This is a genomic window from Vibrio sp. D54, assembly GCF_021728075.1.
In the GTDB taxonomy this organism is placed as follows: domain Bacteria; phylum Pseudomonadota; class Gammaproteobacteria; order Enterobacterales; family Vibrionaceae; genus Vibrio; species Vibrio alginolyticus.
The window spans coordinates 83391-96915 of the sequence record NZ_JAKKCS010000018.1 but is presented as its reverse complement, the minus strand read 5'-3'; the positions used below and the strand labels follow the sequence as shown (position 1 = coordinate 96915).

Below are 13525 nucleotides of genomic sequence, written 5' to 3'. Positions count from 1 at the left end.
CGCGCTATTGCTGCTACGAAATTTTATCAAATATAAGCGCAATAAAGCGTTGAATTTTAGATTATGGAGGCGAGGCGTAGTGTCGTCTTAGCTGCACACAGCAAGTTCAAACTCAATATCTTGTGTGCACGCTTGACCGTTTTCAAACGACATGAACTTGATCGCAAAGCGATTTTTATGACCTGAAATCATAGGATAAACGCCATATTCCATTGGGATGTGAAGTCTTAGAATGTTGGCTTCATCAGCGTCGCTTTGGAAGAAACCTGCACGACCGATTTGAGCTTTGAAATGTCCGGTCTCTCTAGTGAGCTTTAACCATAACGAAAGCGCATCAGATAAGGGCTTTAAGCTTGCTTGCCACTGTTGTGCATCACGCTTTTTACGTTCAATGGGTAGGTGAAGCCAGTAGTGTAATGCTGGCAGATCAAAGCAGCATGAACCACCCGGTAGATTAAAGCGTTGGCGGATAGAGCTTAGGAAGCGATCTTCTTTTAATGCTTGGCCAAAACGTTCAGCACCCATTAGTTGGCTATGAACGACATCTATCTCTTGTAGCAAGGTATTTAATGCGTCTTGATCGACACCATCAACATTTAGCCAATGGCGGTACGACAGCCGTTGCTTCTCAAGATCTTTAGCCAGTTCACTTTTCAGTTGGATTTGTTCGAAGATCTCAACCATATCGAATAACGCACGGAAAAACAGTTGATACTGATGATTTTCGCTAAACCCAGAGGCCAAGTGAGCCTGACGCAGCAGAGACTCCACTCTTAGATAAATACGAGTTTTCTCATTTAACGGATGTTCAAATTTGTGCGTGGTCATCGACATAAGCCTTTGTGAGTTTCGTTCCTATTTTCGCAGATTTTTCTTACACATGGCTAGGTACTTTTCGTGCAAATCTGTGATTTGAAGCAAAAGATCAGGGTCACTTGGATTATTCTTAACCACATCGTCTGCAAGCGCGAGCCTTTGCTCTCTTGATGCTTGAGAGGCAAGGATGGCGCGAACTTGATCTTCACTCACATTGTCTCGTTTCATCGTGCGAGATATCTGTGTATTCGGTTCTACATCGACGACAAGAACGCGATCACACAAACTATCTAGCTTGTTTTCTACGAGCAACGGCACCACAAGTAACGCATACTCTGAAGTGACTTGCTGCAAATCTTCGATCATCTTTTCACGAATTATCGGGTGCAACAGTGCGTTGAGCCATGCTTTTTCATCTGAATTCGAAAAGATTTTTTCTCTCAGCTTTGCGCGATCTAAAGTTTGGTCTTCACGAACGATATCGTGACCAAAGTGTTCAATAATCGCGTTTAGGCCGGGAGTACCTGGCTCGACAACTTCTCTTGCTACAATGTCGGCATCGACGATATCGATTTTAAATTGTTGTTTGAACAGATTCGCGACGGTTGTTTTTCCACTAGCGATACCACCTGTTAAACCAATAACCAAAGCCATTTACACTCCTAGAACTGAAGTAAAGTACCAGTTTAAAATCTGGTCGCCCCAAATTAAGCTTATCCAACCAGCAATTGCTAAGTAAGGACCGAAAGGGAAAGCTTTTTCAATTCCCTGCTTTTGCAAGCGTAGTTGAATGATGCCAAATACGATGCCAACCACAGAAGAAAGTAGAATGATCATCGGCAGTGACTGCCAACCTAGCCAAGCTCCTAGTGCCGCTAGTAGTTTAAAATCACCATACCCCATTCCTTCTTTACCAGTAAGTAACTTAAAGCCCCAGTAAACGGACCAGAGACATAGGTAACCAGCAATAGCACCAATGACAGAATCTTGTAGAGTAACAGGACTTATTTCGACTAATGCTAAGGCAATGCCAGCCCAAGTTAATGGTAATGTTAATTGGTCAGGTAACAACATAGTATCGAGATCGATAAATGTTGCGGCGATTAAGATAAAAGTAAAAAAGAGTAGGGCAACGGTAAAGTAACTAAAACCAAAGTAATAAGCTATAAAGCCTGAACAGAACGCGGTGAGCAGTTCAATAAGTGGATAGCGTGCGCTAATGGTTGCCTGACAGTTGTGACATTTGCCTTTTAAAAGCAGCCAGCTAATCACAGGAATGTTGTCGCGAATACGTATCGGTGTTGCGCATTTCTGGCAGGAGGAGCGTGGAACGCTCAAGGTCAGCACTTCTTTAGGAGGTTCTATTTTGTATTCAGGAAATGACTCGGCACATTCGCGTCGCCATTCTAGTTCCATGATTTTAGGTAGTCGATAAATAACCACATTGAGGAAGCTACCCACGATCAGACCGAAGATGGTGGCAAACACAACGAATAGCCAAGGGTAGTACTGGAATACTTCCATATTTGTCTCTTGAGCGATGAGTGAAATCAGCAAGATGCTGTTTTAAAGGAGTTAACAGCTCATTCTAGCCCAATACACTCATTAAGTTAAAGATTGGCAAGTACATTGCTGTCACTAATCCGCCAACAACGATACCTAAAAAAACGATAATTAGTGGCTCTAGAATTTTACTAAGGTTGTCGACGGTGTTGTCGACTTCAAACTCGTAGATTGTTGCAACTTTATTGAGCATATCGTCAAGTCGACCAGACTCTTCACCGATCATAACCATTTGTAACACCAATTCAGGGAACACATTACAGTTGCGCATGGCTACATACATTGGCATACCTGCGGCGGTATCACGGTAAACTTCTTCTATGGCGAGTTGATAGTGCAAGTTTCCTGATGTTTTTGATGTAGTTTTTAAACTGGTTAGAATTGGAATGCCCGCTGTAAAGCTTGTGGCGAGTGTTCGACTAAATTTGGCGATCGCTGCTTTTGATAATACAGGCCCAAGGACAGGAAATTTAAGCATAGATCGATTGAGCGTTAAGCGAAAAGAATCTGAACGCTTAGAGAGGATTCTCGCCGAGATGAATAAACTCATGGAGCCTAGTGCGATAAACGGACTCCAGTTTTGTGTCCAGACGGAAAGATCTAATACTTGCCTGGTAAACCAAGGTAAATCAGCACCAAAACCAACAAACATTTTTTCAAACTCGGGAATGACTTTGGTGAGCATGATAAACGACACACCTAACGCGACTAGCACTACCATAGCTGGGTAAATCAGTGCTTTGATCACTTTCGCACGGAGTTGTTCATTTTTTTCTCGGTAGGTGGCTAAGCGCTCGAACACTTCTGCTAAGTTACCGGATTGCTCACCTGTGGCGATAAGATCGGTATAGAGTGGGTCAAAGTGTTCACTTGCAGTGCGCATGGCTTTTGACATGGGCGCCCCCGCTTCAACGGCGCGTGTCACGCTCATCAAAATGGATTTCATCTCTGCTTTTTTATGATTTTCTGAGACTAATTTTAAAGCCTGAACTAAGGGTACACCGGTTATCAACATCGTCGAAATCTGACGGGTAAACACCGTGATGTCTCTGCCTTTCACGCGATGGCTGAGTTTAGTGAGAAACGAGATACTGCTTTTCTTTAACTTCTTGATCTTGATGTGCTGTGCGTCTAGACGCTCGCGTACTTCAATTTCTGTCATCGCGAGGGTTTGCCCAGATGTCTTTTTGCCTGAACTGTTGATGCCTTTCCAGCGGAAGTTTTTAAGTTGTGGTGTAGTGCTTTTCATAGAGGTGACTGCTGATTAAAGGATTAAAAATAAAGTACGCGCTGTAGTTCACTAAAACTTGTGATCCCTTGTTTGAGTTTTTCTATGCCCGACATTTGTAACGTGCTCATCCCGTTTGCGATGGCGAGTTTTTCTAGTTCATGCACCGAGGCGCCTTTAATAAGCGCTTCGGAAAGAAATTCATCAAAGCGCATCACTTCATAAATTCCCGTTCGGCCGGAATAACCATGGGTACACTCATCGCATCCATCGGGATTGGCTTTAAAAATGTTGTCGCTTGCTTGAATTCCAAGATGTTGTAGCTGAACGGTAAGCTCTTGTGATTTTTTACAGTGCGAGCACAGTTTACGGGCCAAGCGCTGGGCAATGATCAAACTAAGAGAGGAGGCCAAGTTAAAGCTTTCTACGCCCATGTTTGATAAACGAATAACCGTTTCAGCCGCAGAATTGGTATGTAAGGTTGAAAGTACTAAGTGACCGGTTTGCGATGCTTTTATAGCGATTTCGGCGGTATCTAAGTCACGAATCTCACCGACCATTACCACATCCGGGTCTTGACGTAAGAAAGAGCGCAGGGCTTCGGCAAAACCAAAACCAATCTTAGGCTGAACTTGAACTTGGTTAATGCCCGATAAGTTAATTTCTACTGGGTCTTCTGCCGTGGAAATGTTGATTTCTGGCTTATTGAGGATACTTAGCCCAGTGTACAGAGATACGGTTTTTCCGCTCCCGGTTGGGCCTGTCATCAGAATCATGCCTTGTGGGCGACGCAGCGCATCCAAGTACAATTGTTTTTGTTGTTCGCTATAACCAAGCTTGTCGATATCCAGTGAAGCAGAGCTGCTGTCGAGCAGTCGTAATACAATTTTCTCTCCGAATAGAGTCGGTAGCGTGGATACACGCATATCAATCGCGGTGTCGTGATTCAACTTGAGCTTAATACGCCCATCTTGTGGTAAACGTCGCTCTGCAATATCAAGCTTAGAGAGGATTTTGATACGAGCGGATAAGCGGCGACTTAAGTGGCTTGGTGGCTGCTGTGTTTCAATTAAGATGCCATCACAGCGTAGGCGCACGCGGTACATCTTTTCATAAGGCTCAAAGTGGATATCGGATGCGCCTTTGCGCACAGCGTCCAACAGAATTTGGTTGATGTAACGGCTAACAGGAGACTCATCTTGGCTCAAGTCTTCAATGTTGTCGATTTCATCTGCGCCCACATCAACCAGGTTGGCTAACTCTTCTTGGTTGATCTCTTTTAACCCAGACTTCTCATGATTCAATGAACGACCATACAAGCGTCGAATTGCCGCGCTGAGTTGACGAAAATCCGCCAAGACTAGTTCAACCTGTAACCCAGTGGCAAAGCGGAAGTCATCTTCTGTTTGTTGGTTCGTCGGGTCGGCAACGGCTAATAATAAAGTTGAAGGCGTACGCTGGAGTGGGAGTGCGTTATGTCGAGTGATTAATTCACGTAGACCGAGTTGTTGACAAAGCGAAGCGTACTCATACTGAGATAACTCGGGCTGACTCAAACTAAAGAGAGAACTTAAGTGCTCAGCGAGTTCGCTTGATGTAAATAATCCAGAACTGAGTAAAGCCTCTGGCATCGAAATGCCAGAAGCTTTGACTTGCTCTATTAACGATTCTTCTTGGGAAAATGTCAGTAACCCTTTTTGGCGAAGAATTGTTGAGAGATTTGTTAACATTTATGTTATCAGCAGCCTTTTGGTCGAGTTTCTGCGGTAATTGCTGTTGCATTGTTTGGAGTAATTAAACATGTCCAGCCTGAAGACGATTTACTGTACGTTATAACGGCGGTGTTTACTGAAGAGTTATCAAATGTGAAAGTAGCATCTGCTGAGCTCACCGTTAAATTAGCTAGTGCTAAGTCTCCAAGTCCGCTCATAGTTGTAGATGCGCCAACTTTAGGTAGTGTCATTCCTACATATGTCCCATTTTCCTGTTGGTACATATCAATGTTTGTTAGAAGGTTTCTAACTGTAGTTGCGCCAGAGGCCAATTCGCTTTTTGTCACATAACTTTTATATGCAGGGATTGCGACTGCTGATAACACTCCAATAATCGCCACCACGATCATCAATTCGATCAGAGTAAAACCCTGTTGTTTTTTCTGTTTACTGTTTTTCATTTTTAACCCTTTCTTAAAAATTAATAATGCTCTTGCATTGGCAAAAGATTATGGAGAGTTAAGGTGGGTTGAAAATGGGGAAGGGATGGGCTCTCGAGTGAGATAAAACTCTTTGGTGAAAAGTTGCATATCGCATGCAGAGTTTTGCGAGTAGTACTATTTTTTTAGTGGATAAAAAGAAAGGGCCAATTGGCCCTTTTAAATGAAGAGTTACTCACAACTTACTGAGTTAGTTGAAGTAATTGAGATTGTGTTGCTTTTATTATTTGAAGCGCATCGAAAGATCCATCGCTTTTAGATGCTTAGTCAACGCGCCTACCGAAATGTAATCGACACCGGTTTCTGCGTATTCTGCGATGGTCTCTAGCGTAATGTTGCCGGAGTTCTCTAAAGCGGCACGACCTGCGTTAATCGCTACGGCTTCACGCATCATTTCTTTTGTGAAGTTATCGAGCATGATGATGTCGGCACCAGCCTCTATCGCTTGTTTCAACTCTTCTAAGCTTTCCGTTTCGACTTCTACCGGTTTGCCTGGATTAAGCTCTTTCGCTTTTTGGATGGCTTGGGTGATGCCACCACAAGCAATAATGTGGTTTTCTTTAATGAGGTAAGCGTCGAACACGCCGATGCGATGATTAAAGCCACCACCACACGTCACGGCGTATTTTAGTGCGCTACGCAGACCTGGAATGGTTTTACGTGTATCTAGTAGACGACACTCAGTATGCGCGATTTTTTCAGCGTACTCTGCAGTAACTGTTGCGCAGCCAGACAGCGTTTGGATGAAATTCATTGCGTTACGCTCACCAGTCAACAAGTCACGAGCAGGGCCTGTCAGCGTGCAAAGGGTTTGGTTAGGTTCGATTTTATCGCCGTCCTTTACGTGCCATTCAATGCTGACCTTGCCACCGAGCTGTTTAAAAACTTCATCAGCCCATGCTTGACCACAGAACACACCATGCTCACGAGTAATAATAGTTGCGGTATTAACCGCTTCGGCAGGGATCAAAGATGCAGTAATGTCATTATCTGCGTCGACACTGCCACCTAGATCTTCTTTTAAGGTATCAGCGACAGAGCGAGTGATCTCTAAAGGGAGTTGTTGTTTAAGGTATTCTAGGCGTTCTTGAATGTTGTGTGTGTTCTTCATCGCAAATCTTGTCTTGAAAGGGAGATGGCAACGAATGATACTCTCCGGTGTCAATAATTTCAGCAGTTAATTTGCAAAGTAGAGAGGTTGATATGCGCCCAATTATCGAGAATGGCTGGCTGACACAGGCAAAGCATGTTCCGTCACCATTTTTTGATGCCCGCTCTGATATAAACGACATCTCTCTGCTGGTGGTACACAACATCAGTTTGCCTCCTGGGCAGTTTGGTGGACCATATATAGAGGACTTCTTCACTGGCAAGCTAGACCCAAATGAACATCCATTTTTTGAAGTTATTCACAAAATGGGCGTTTCTGCACATTGCTTGATTAAGAGAAACGGCGAGGTTGTTCAATTTGTTTCTTTTCTCGATAGAGCATGGCATGCCGGTCAATCCAGTTTCGCGGGCAGGGAGCGTTGTAATGACTATTCCATTGGTATCGAGCTTGAAGGGACAGAATTTACTGCCTACACAGAAGCGCAATATCAATCACTTGCAGAGATCACTGAGGTGATTATGCAGTCTTATCCTCAAATCACCCCGCCACGAATTACCGGTCATCAATATATTGCGCCCTTGAGAAAAAGCGATCCTGGTCTAAGCTTTGATTGGGTGAAATATAGACTGCTTATACAGCGTTGATTTGTAGCGAAAGTGTAAATTCAAAAAAGCGAAATAAATAAGGCATACGATCAGGTATGCCTTTTTTTGATACCAGAAATATTAATGATTGTTAAAAGTTAACTACATTTTTACGCTCGCACATGCCGTTTTGGTGAATAAATAGACTGATAATTTTGTCATTTTCTGTATTTCTTTTCCAAAACTGCTAGCACGTCGACTTCCCATTTGTATGCTTTATGTAATTGGTCATACCAATTCTATTGCTGTTTTAACAGTCGATTGTTATCAGAGTGTTGGAAGTAAGCTCGTTCTATGATTTAGGTCAATTTTCGGCTGGACAGTGGCGTTTTAATTATGTTAATTTCTGCACCAACTTAAAATTGGTATTACCAATTACCTGCAAGAGTAGAAGAACAATAAATTATGGCTTATCAAAGGATTCGTCAGCCAAAACTCTCTGATGTTATAGAACAAGAGTTAGAAAGGTTGATAGTGGAAGGAACATTGTCTCCGGGGCAACAACTGCCTCCAGAGCGTGAACTGGCAAAACAGTTCGATGTGTCTCGTCCTTCAGTCCGAGAAGCCATTCAACGCTTGGAAGCGAAGCGTTTGTTGACTCGTCGCCAAGGTGGCGGAACATTCGTAAGTGAGAATATCTGGAAGAGCTTTTCAGATCCCTTGTTGAATTTGTTGTCTAGTCATTCTGAAACCCAGCTTGATGTGCTTGAGTCTCGTCATGCAATGGAAGGAATTTCAGCTTACTTTGCAGCTTTACGTGGTACCGAAGAAGATTTTGCGCGTATTCAAGGTTGCCTTGAACGCATTAGCCAAGAGCAAGCAAACAACGATATCGAAGCTGAATCTGCGGAAGTGATGCAATTTTTGATCGCTTTGACAGAAGCCGCGCACAACGTGGTTTTGTTGCACATTGTTCGAAGCTTAGCACCTTTGCTTGAGCAAAATATTCTACAAAATTTTAAATTACTACGTCGCCGCCCAGAAGCGGTCGAGAAAGTCAGTAAACACCGAGCCAATATCGTGGATGCGATTGTTTCTGGTCAGCCTGAAAAGGCGCGAGAAATGTCCCACTCGCACTTGGCTTACATCGAAGAAACATTGTTGGATTTGACTCGAGAAGAGTCTCGACGAGAGCGTTCTCTACGTCGAATTCAGCAGGGTAACGACTCGTAAGAGCGTTACTTAAATAAGTAGATCCAACCAACAGAAGGATAGATCGCCATGTCTGATATGAAGCATGACGTAGATGCACTGGAAACTCAAGAATGGCTACAAGCGCTTGAGTCAGTTGTACGTGAAGAAGGTCTAGAGCGTGCTCAATTCCTATTAGAGCAAGTTCTAGATAAAGCACGTCTAGACGGTGTTGATATGCCAACAGGTATCACAACTAACTACATCAACACGATTCCTGCAGACCAAGAACCAGCATACCCAGGTGACACAACACTTGAGCGTCGTATTCGCTCAATTATTCGTTGGAACGCTATCATGATCGTTCTACGTGCATCTAAGAAAGACCTAGAGCTAGGCGGCCACATGGCGTCTTTCCAGTCTTCTGCTGCGTTCTACGAGACATGTTTCAACCACTTCTTCCGTGCACCAAACGAGAAGGATGGTGGCGACCTAGTTTACTACCAAGGTCACATTTCACCAGGTATCTACTCACGTGCATTCGTTGAAGGTCGTCTAACTGAAGAGCAGCTAGACAACTTCCGTCAAGAAGTAGACGGCAAAGGTATTCCTTCATACCCGCACCCTAAACTGATGCCTGAATTCTGGCAGTTCCCGACAGTATCGATGGGCCTAGGTCCAATCGCTTCTATCTACCAAGCTCGTTTCCTTAAGTACCTAGAAGGCCGTGGTCTTAAAGATACTTCAGAGCAGCGCGTTTACGCGTTCCTAGGTGACGGTGAGATGGATGAGCCAGAATCACGTGGTGCTATCTCTTTCGCTGCGCGTGAGAAACTAGACAACCTATGTTTCCTAATCAACTGTAACCTACAGCGTCTAGATGGTCCTGTAATGGGTAACGGTAAGATCATTCAAGAACTTGAAGGTCTGTTCAAAGGTGCAGGTTGGAACGTAGTGAAGGTAATCTGGGGTAACAACTGGGATTCACTACTAGCTAAAGATACGACTGGTAAGCTTCTACAGCTTATGAATGAAACGATCGACGGCGACTACCAAACATTCAAATCTAAAGATGGCGCGTACGTACGTGAGCACTTCTTTGGTAAGTACCCAGAGACAGCTGCACTTGTTGCTGACATGACTGATGACGAAATCTTCGCACTTAAGCGAGGTGGTCACGAGTCTTCTAAGCTATACGCGGCATACAAAAACGCGGCAGAAACTAAAGGTCGTCCAACAGTAATCCTAGCTAAGACTGTTAAAGGTTACGGCATGGGTGAAGCGGCTGAAGGTAAGAACATCGCGCACCAAGTTAAGAAGATGGACATGACTCACGTACTACACCTACGTGACCGTCTAGGTCTTCAAGACATCCTAACTGACGAAGCAGTGAAAGAACTTCCGTACCTGAAACTTGAAGAAGGTTCAAAAGAGTACGAATACCTACACGCTCGTCGTAAAGCGCTACACGGCTACACGCCACAGCGTCTACCAAAATTCACTCAAGAATTCATCGTTCCTGAGCTAGAAGAATTCAAGCCACTACTAGAAGAACAGAAGCGTGATATCTCTTCTACTATGGCATTCGTACGTGCACTAAACGTTCTACTTAAGAACAAGAACATTGGTAAGAACATCGTTCCTATCATTGCTGACGAAGCACGTACATTCGGTATGGAAGGTCTGTTCCGTCAAATCGGTATCTACAACCCGCACGGCCAAACTTACACACCAGAAGACCGTGGCGTTGTTTCTTACTACAAAGAAGCGACTTCAGGTCAGGTTCTACAAGAAGGTATCAACGAGCTAGGTGCTATGTCTTCATGGGTTGCTGCTGCGACTTCATACTCGACAAACGACCTACCAATGATCCCGTTCTACATCTACTACTCAATGTTCGGCTTCCAACGTGTTGGCGACATGGCGTGGATGGCTGGTGACCAACAAGCACGTGGTTTCCTACTAGGTGCAACTGCGGGTCGTACAACGTTGAACGGTGAAGGTCTACAGCACGAAGACGGCCACTCGCACATTTTGGCGGGTACGGTTCCTAACTGTATTTCTTACGACCCAACATTCGCGTACGAAGTAGCAGTAATCATGCAAGACGGTATCCGTCGTATGTACGGTCCAGAACAAGAAAACGTGTTCTACTACCTAACGCTAATGAACGAAAACTACGCAATGCCAGCAATGCCAGAAGGCGCTGAAGAAGGCATCCGTAAAGGTATCTACAAGCTAGAAACTTACACGGGCGACAAAGCGAAAGTTCAGCTAATGAGCTCTGGTACTATCATGAATGAAGTACGTAAAGCAGCTCAAATCCTAAGCGAAGATTACGGTGTTGCTTCTGATGTTTACTCTGTAACGTCATTCAACGAACTAACTCGCGATGGCCAAGATGCAGAGCGTTTCAACATGCTTCACCCAGAAGCGGAAGCGAAAGTACCTTACATCCAAACAGTAATGGGTACTGAACCTGCTATCGCAGCAACTGACTACATGAAGAACTACGCAGAGCAGGTTCGTGCATACATTCCTGCTGAGTCTTTCAAAGTTCTTGGTACTGATGGCTTCGGTCGTTCAGACAGCCGTGAAAACCTACGTCGTCACTTCGAAGTGAACGCAGGTTACGTAGTAGTAGCAGCGCTAACTGAACTAGCGAAACGTGGCGAAGTTGAGAAATCTGTAGTTGCAGAAGCAATTAAGAAATTCGACATCGACACAGAGAAAACAAACCCGCTATACGCTTAATTAAGAAGGTAGATAAGAAATGGCAATCGAAATTAATGTACCAGACATCGGTGCGGATGAGGTTGAAGTTACTGAGATTCTTGTAAGCGTTGGCGACAAGGTTGAAGAAGAGCAGTCTCTGATCACAGTTGAAGGCGATAAAGCTTCTATGGAAGTTCCTGCTTCTCAAGCGGGTATCGTTAAAGAAATCAAAGTTGCAGAAGGCGACAAGGTTTCTACTGGTTCTCTAATCATGATTTTCGAAGCCGAGGGTGCAGCTGACGCTGCACCTGCTCCTGCGGCAGAAGCAGCTCCAGCAGCAGCTCCAGCTCCAGCAGCAGCGGCAGAACTAAAAGAAGTTCACGTACCAGACATCGGTGGTGATGAAGTAGAAGTTACTGAAATCATGGTTGCCGTTGGCGACAGCATCGAAGAAGAGCAATCTCTTCTAACTGTTGAAGGCGACAAAGCTTCTATGGAAGTTCCAGCGCCATTCGCAGGTACTCTAAAAGAGATCAAAGTTGCAGCAGGCGATAAAGTATCGACTGGCTCACTTATCATGGTATTCGAAACAGCAGGTTCAGGCGCTCCAGCAGCACCAGCGGCTGCTGAAGCTCCTGCGGCAGCAGCTCCAGCAGCGTCTGCGGCAAAAGAAGTGAACGTACCAGATATCGGCGGCGACGAAGTTGAAGTTACTGAGATCATGGTTGCGGTTGGCGACACAGTGGAAGAAGAGCAATCTCTAATCACTGTTGAAGGTGACAAAGCTTCTATGGAAGTTCCTGCACCATTCGCTGGCACAGTTAAAGAAATCAAGATTGCAGCTGGCGACAAAGTGTCTACTGGCTCACTAATCATGGTATTCGAAGTGGCGGGTGCAGCACCTGCTCCTGCAGCAGCTCCAGCTCCAGCTCAAGCGGCAGCACCTGCAGCTCCGGCTCCTAAAGCAGAAGCTCCAGCGGCAGCAGCTCCAGCAGCGACTGGCGATTTCAAAGAAAACGATGAGTACGCTCACGCGTCTCCAGTTGTTCGTCGTCTAGCGCGTGAATTTGGCGTTAATCTTTCTAAGGTTAAAGGTTCTGGTCGTAAGAGCCGTATCCTAAAAGAAGACGTTCAAGCTTACGTGAAAGATGCACTTAAGCGTCTTGAGTCTGGCGCAGGTGCAGCAGCATCTGGCAAAGGCGACGGCGCGGCTCTTGGTCTACTACCATGGCCAAAAGTGGACTTCAGCAAGTTTGGTGAGACAGAAGTTCAACCGCTATCTCGCATTAAGAAGATCTCTGGCGCAAACCTACACCGTAACTGGGTAATGATCCCGCACGTTACACAGTGGGATAACGCAGACATCACGGCTCTTGAAGCATTCCGTAAAGAGCAAAACGCGATTGAAGCGAAGAAAGACACTGGCATGAAGATCACACCACTTGTGTTCATCATGAAAGCGGTAGCTAAAGCGCTTGAAGCGTTCCCAGCGTTCAACTCTTCTCTATCAGAAGACGGTGAGAGCCTAATTCTGAAGAAATACGTGAATGTTGGTATCGCGGTAGATACACCAAACGGTCTAGTTGTTCCTGTATTTAAAGACGTGAACAAGAAAGGCATCTACGAGCTATCTGAAGAGCTAATGGCGGTTTCTAAGAAAGCACGTGCAGGCAAGCTAACAGCTGCTGACATGCAAGGTGGCTGTTTCACTATCTCTAGCCTAGGCGGTATCGGCGGTACGGCGTTTACTCCAATCGTAAACGCGCCAGAAGTTGGTATCCTAGGTGTGTCTAAGTCAGAAATGAAACCGGTATGGAACGGTAAAGAGTTCGAACCGCGTCTACAACTTCCACTGTCTCTATCATACGACCACCGTGTGATCGATGGTGCTGAAGGTGCGCGCTTCATCACTTACCTAAACTCATGTCTATCTGACATTCGTCGTCTAGTTCTGTAATAGAAATTAGATGAATGAGAGGCGGCAACTTAGCCGCCTCTGCTAATCATAATTACCGACAATTTGGTTATCAGCCTTGCTTCGTTCAGGGTTTTCACAATCGAATTGTTGTCTAGCTCACAGGCTAAATTGATTTACTTTTCACACC

11 protein-coding genes are annotated in these 13525 nt (G+C 44.9%); 4 read left to right on the top strand and 7 right to left on the bottom strand.

All coding sequences use genetic code 11. The annotated features are described in order from the left end of the window. Nucleotides 1-87: 87 nt before the first annotated feature. The 7 genes from zapD to nadC all read right to left on the bottom strand — a co-directional run bounded on the left by zapD (nucleotide 88) and on the right by nadC (nucleotide 6930). Nucleotides 88-828: a cell division protein ZapD gene (zapD, locus tag L3V37_RS19885; protein WP_005373086.1), complete on the bottom strand. Its 741-nt coding sequence runs from the start codon at nucleotides 826-828 to the stop codon at nucleotides 88-90. A 27-nt stretch (nucleotides 829-855) separates the two neighbouring features. Then, nucleotides 856-1470 (bottom strand): dephospho-CoA kinase, encoded by a 615-nt coding sequence (coaE, locus tag L3V37_RS19880; RefSeq protein WP_017635920.1) that lies wholly within the window; start codon nucleotides 1468-1470, stop codon nucleotides 856-858. Beyond that, nucleotides 1471-2340, bottom strand: a complete 870-nt coding sequence (locus L3V37_RS19875; RefSeq protein ID WP_017635919.1) for an A24 family peptidase — start codon at nucleotides 2338-2340, stop codon at nucleotides 1471-1473. A 64-nt stretch (nucleotides 2341-2404) separates the two neighbouring features. Beyond that, nucleotides 2405-3628: a type II secretion system F family protein gene (locus L3V37_RS19870; protein WP_171344527.1), complete on the bottom strand. Its 1224-nt coding sequence runs from the start codon at nucleotides 3626-3628 to the stop codon at nucleotides 2405-2407. A 23-nt stretch (nucleotides 3629-3651) separates the two neighbouring features. Then, nucleotides 3652-5337 carry a type IV-A pilus assembly ATPase PilB gene (pilB, locus tag L3V37_RS19865; protein ID WP_171344526.1) on the bottom strand — a complete coding sequence of 562 codons (1686 nt, stop codon included), beginning with the start codon at nucleotides 5335-5337 and terminating at the stop codon, nucleotides 3652-3654. 8 nt (nucleotides 5338-5345) lie between these two features. After that, nucleotides 5346-5780, bottom strand: coding sequence for a type IV pilin protein (locus L3V37_RS19860; RefSeq protein WP_171344525.1), 435 nt, complete (start codon nucleotides 5778-5780; stop codon nucleotides 5346-5348). A 262-nt stretch (nucleotides 5781-6042) separates the two neighbouring features. Beyond that, nucleotides 6043-6930, bottom strand: a complete 888-nt coding sequence (gene nadC, locus L3V37_RS19855) for a carboxylating nicotinate-nucleotide diphosphorylase (protein ID WP_171344524.1) — start codon at nucleotides 6928-6930, stop codon at nucleotides 6043-6045. 92 nt (nucleotides 6931-7022) lie between these two features. Between nadC and ampD the strand changes: the two genes are divergently transcribed. The 4 genes from ampD to aceF all read left to right on the top strand — a co-directional run bounded on the left by ampD (nucleotide 7023) and on the right by aceF (nucleotide 13377). After that, complete coding sequence (ampD, locus tag L3V37_RS19850) at nucleotides 7023-7574, top strand: 1,6-anhydro-N-acetylmuramyl-L-alanine amidase AmpD (RefSeq protein WP_042521337.1); 552 nt, start codon at nucleotides 7023-7025, stop codon at nucleotides 7572-7574. Between the two features lie 405 nt (nucleotides 7575-7979). Further along, nucleotides 7980-8747: a pyruvate dehydrogenase complex transcriptional repressor PdhR gene (pdhR, locus tag L3V37_RS19845; RefSeq protein ID WP_005379989.1), complete on the top strand. Its 768-nt coding sequence runs from the start codon at nucleotides 7980-7982 to the stop codon at nucleotides 8745-8747. A gap of 48 nt (nucleotides 8748-8795) precedes the next feature. Further along, nucleotides 8796-11459 carry a pyruvate dehydrogenase (acetyl-transferring), homodimeric type gene (aceE, locus tag L3V37_RS19840; RefSeq protein WP_005386612.1) on the top strand — a complete coding sequence of 888 codons (2664 nt, stop codon included), beginning with the start codon at nucleotides 8796-8798 and terminating at the stop codon, nucleotides 11457-11459. Nucleotides 11460-11478: 19 nt separating this feature from the next. Further along, the gene (gene aceF, locus L3V37_RS19835) at nucleotides 11479-13377 is read left to right on the top strand and encodes a pyruvate dehydrogenase complex dihydrolipoyllysine-residue acetyltransferase (RefSeq protein ID WP_005386611.1); all 1899 of its coding nucleotides are present in this window, start codon (nucleotides 11479-11481) and stop codon (nucleotides 13375-13377) included. The last annotated feature ends 148 nt before the right edge of the window (nucleotides 13378-13525 follow it).

Coding starts and splice junctions, on each gene's coding strand:
- zapD (WP_005373086.1), bottom strand. CDS start 828: ATGACCACGCACAAATTTGAACATCCGTTAAATGAGAAAACTCGTATT.
- coaE (WP_017635920.1), bottom strand. CDS start 1,470: ATGGCTTTGGTTATTGGTTTAACAGGTGGTATCGCTAGTGGAAAAACA.
- L3V37_RS19875 (WP_017635919.1), bottom strand. CDS start 2,340: ATGGAAGTATTCCAGTACTACCCTTGGCTATTCGTTGTGTTTGCCACC.
- L3V37_RS19870 (WP_171344527.1), bottom strand. CDS start 3,628: ATGAAAAGCACTACACCACAACTTAAAAACTTCCGCTGGAAAGGCATC.
- pilB (WP_171344526.1), bottom strand. CDS start 5,337: ATGTTAACAAATCTCTCAACAATTCTTCGCCAAAAAGGGTTACTGACA.
- L3V37_RS19860 (WP_171344525.1), bottom strand. CDS start 5,780: ATGAAAAACAGTAAACAGAAAAAACAACAGGGTTTTACTCTGATCGAA.
- nadC (WP_171344524.1), bottom strand. CDS start 6,930: ATGAAGAACACACACAACATTCAAGAACGCCTAGAATACCTTAAACAA.
- ampD (WP_042521337.1), top strand. CDS start 7,023: ATGCGCCCAATTATCGAGAATGGCTGGCTGACACAGGCAAAGCATGTT.
- pdhR (WP_005379989.1), top strand. CDS start 7,980: ATGGCTTATCAAAGGATTCGTCAGCCAAAACTCTCTGATGTTATAGAA.
- aceE (WP_005386612.1), top strand. CDS start 8,796: ATGTCTGATATGAAGCATGACGTAGATGCACTGGAAACTCAAGAATGG.
- aceF (WP_005386611.1), top strand. CDS start 11,479: ATGGCAATCGAAATTAATGTACCAGACATCGGTGCGGATGAGGTTGAA.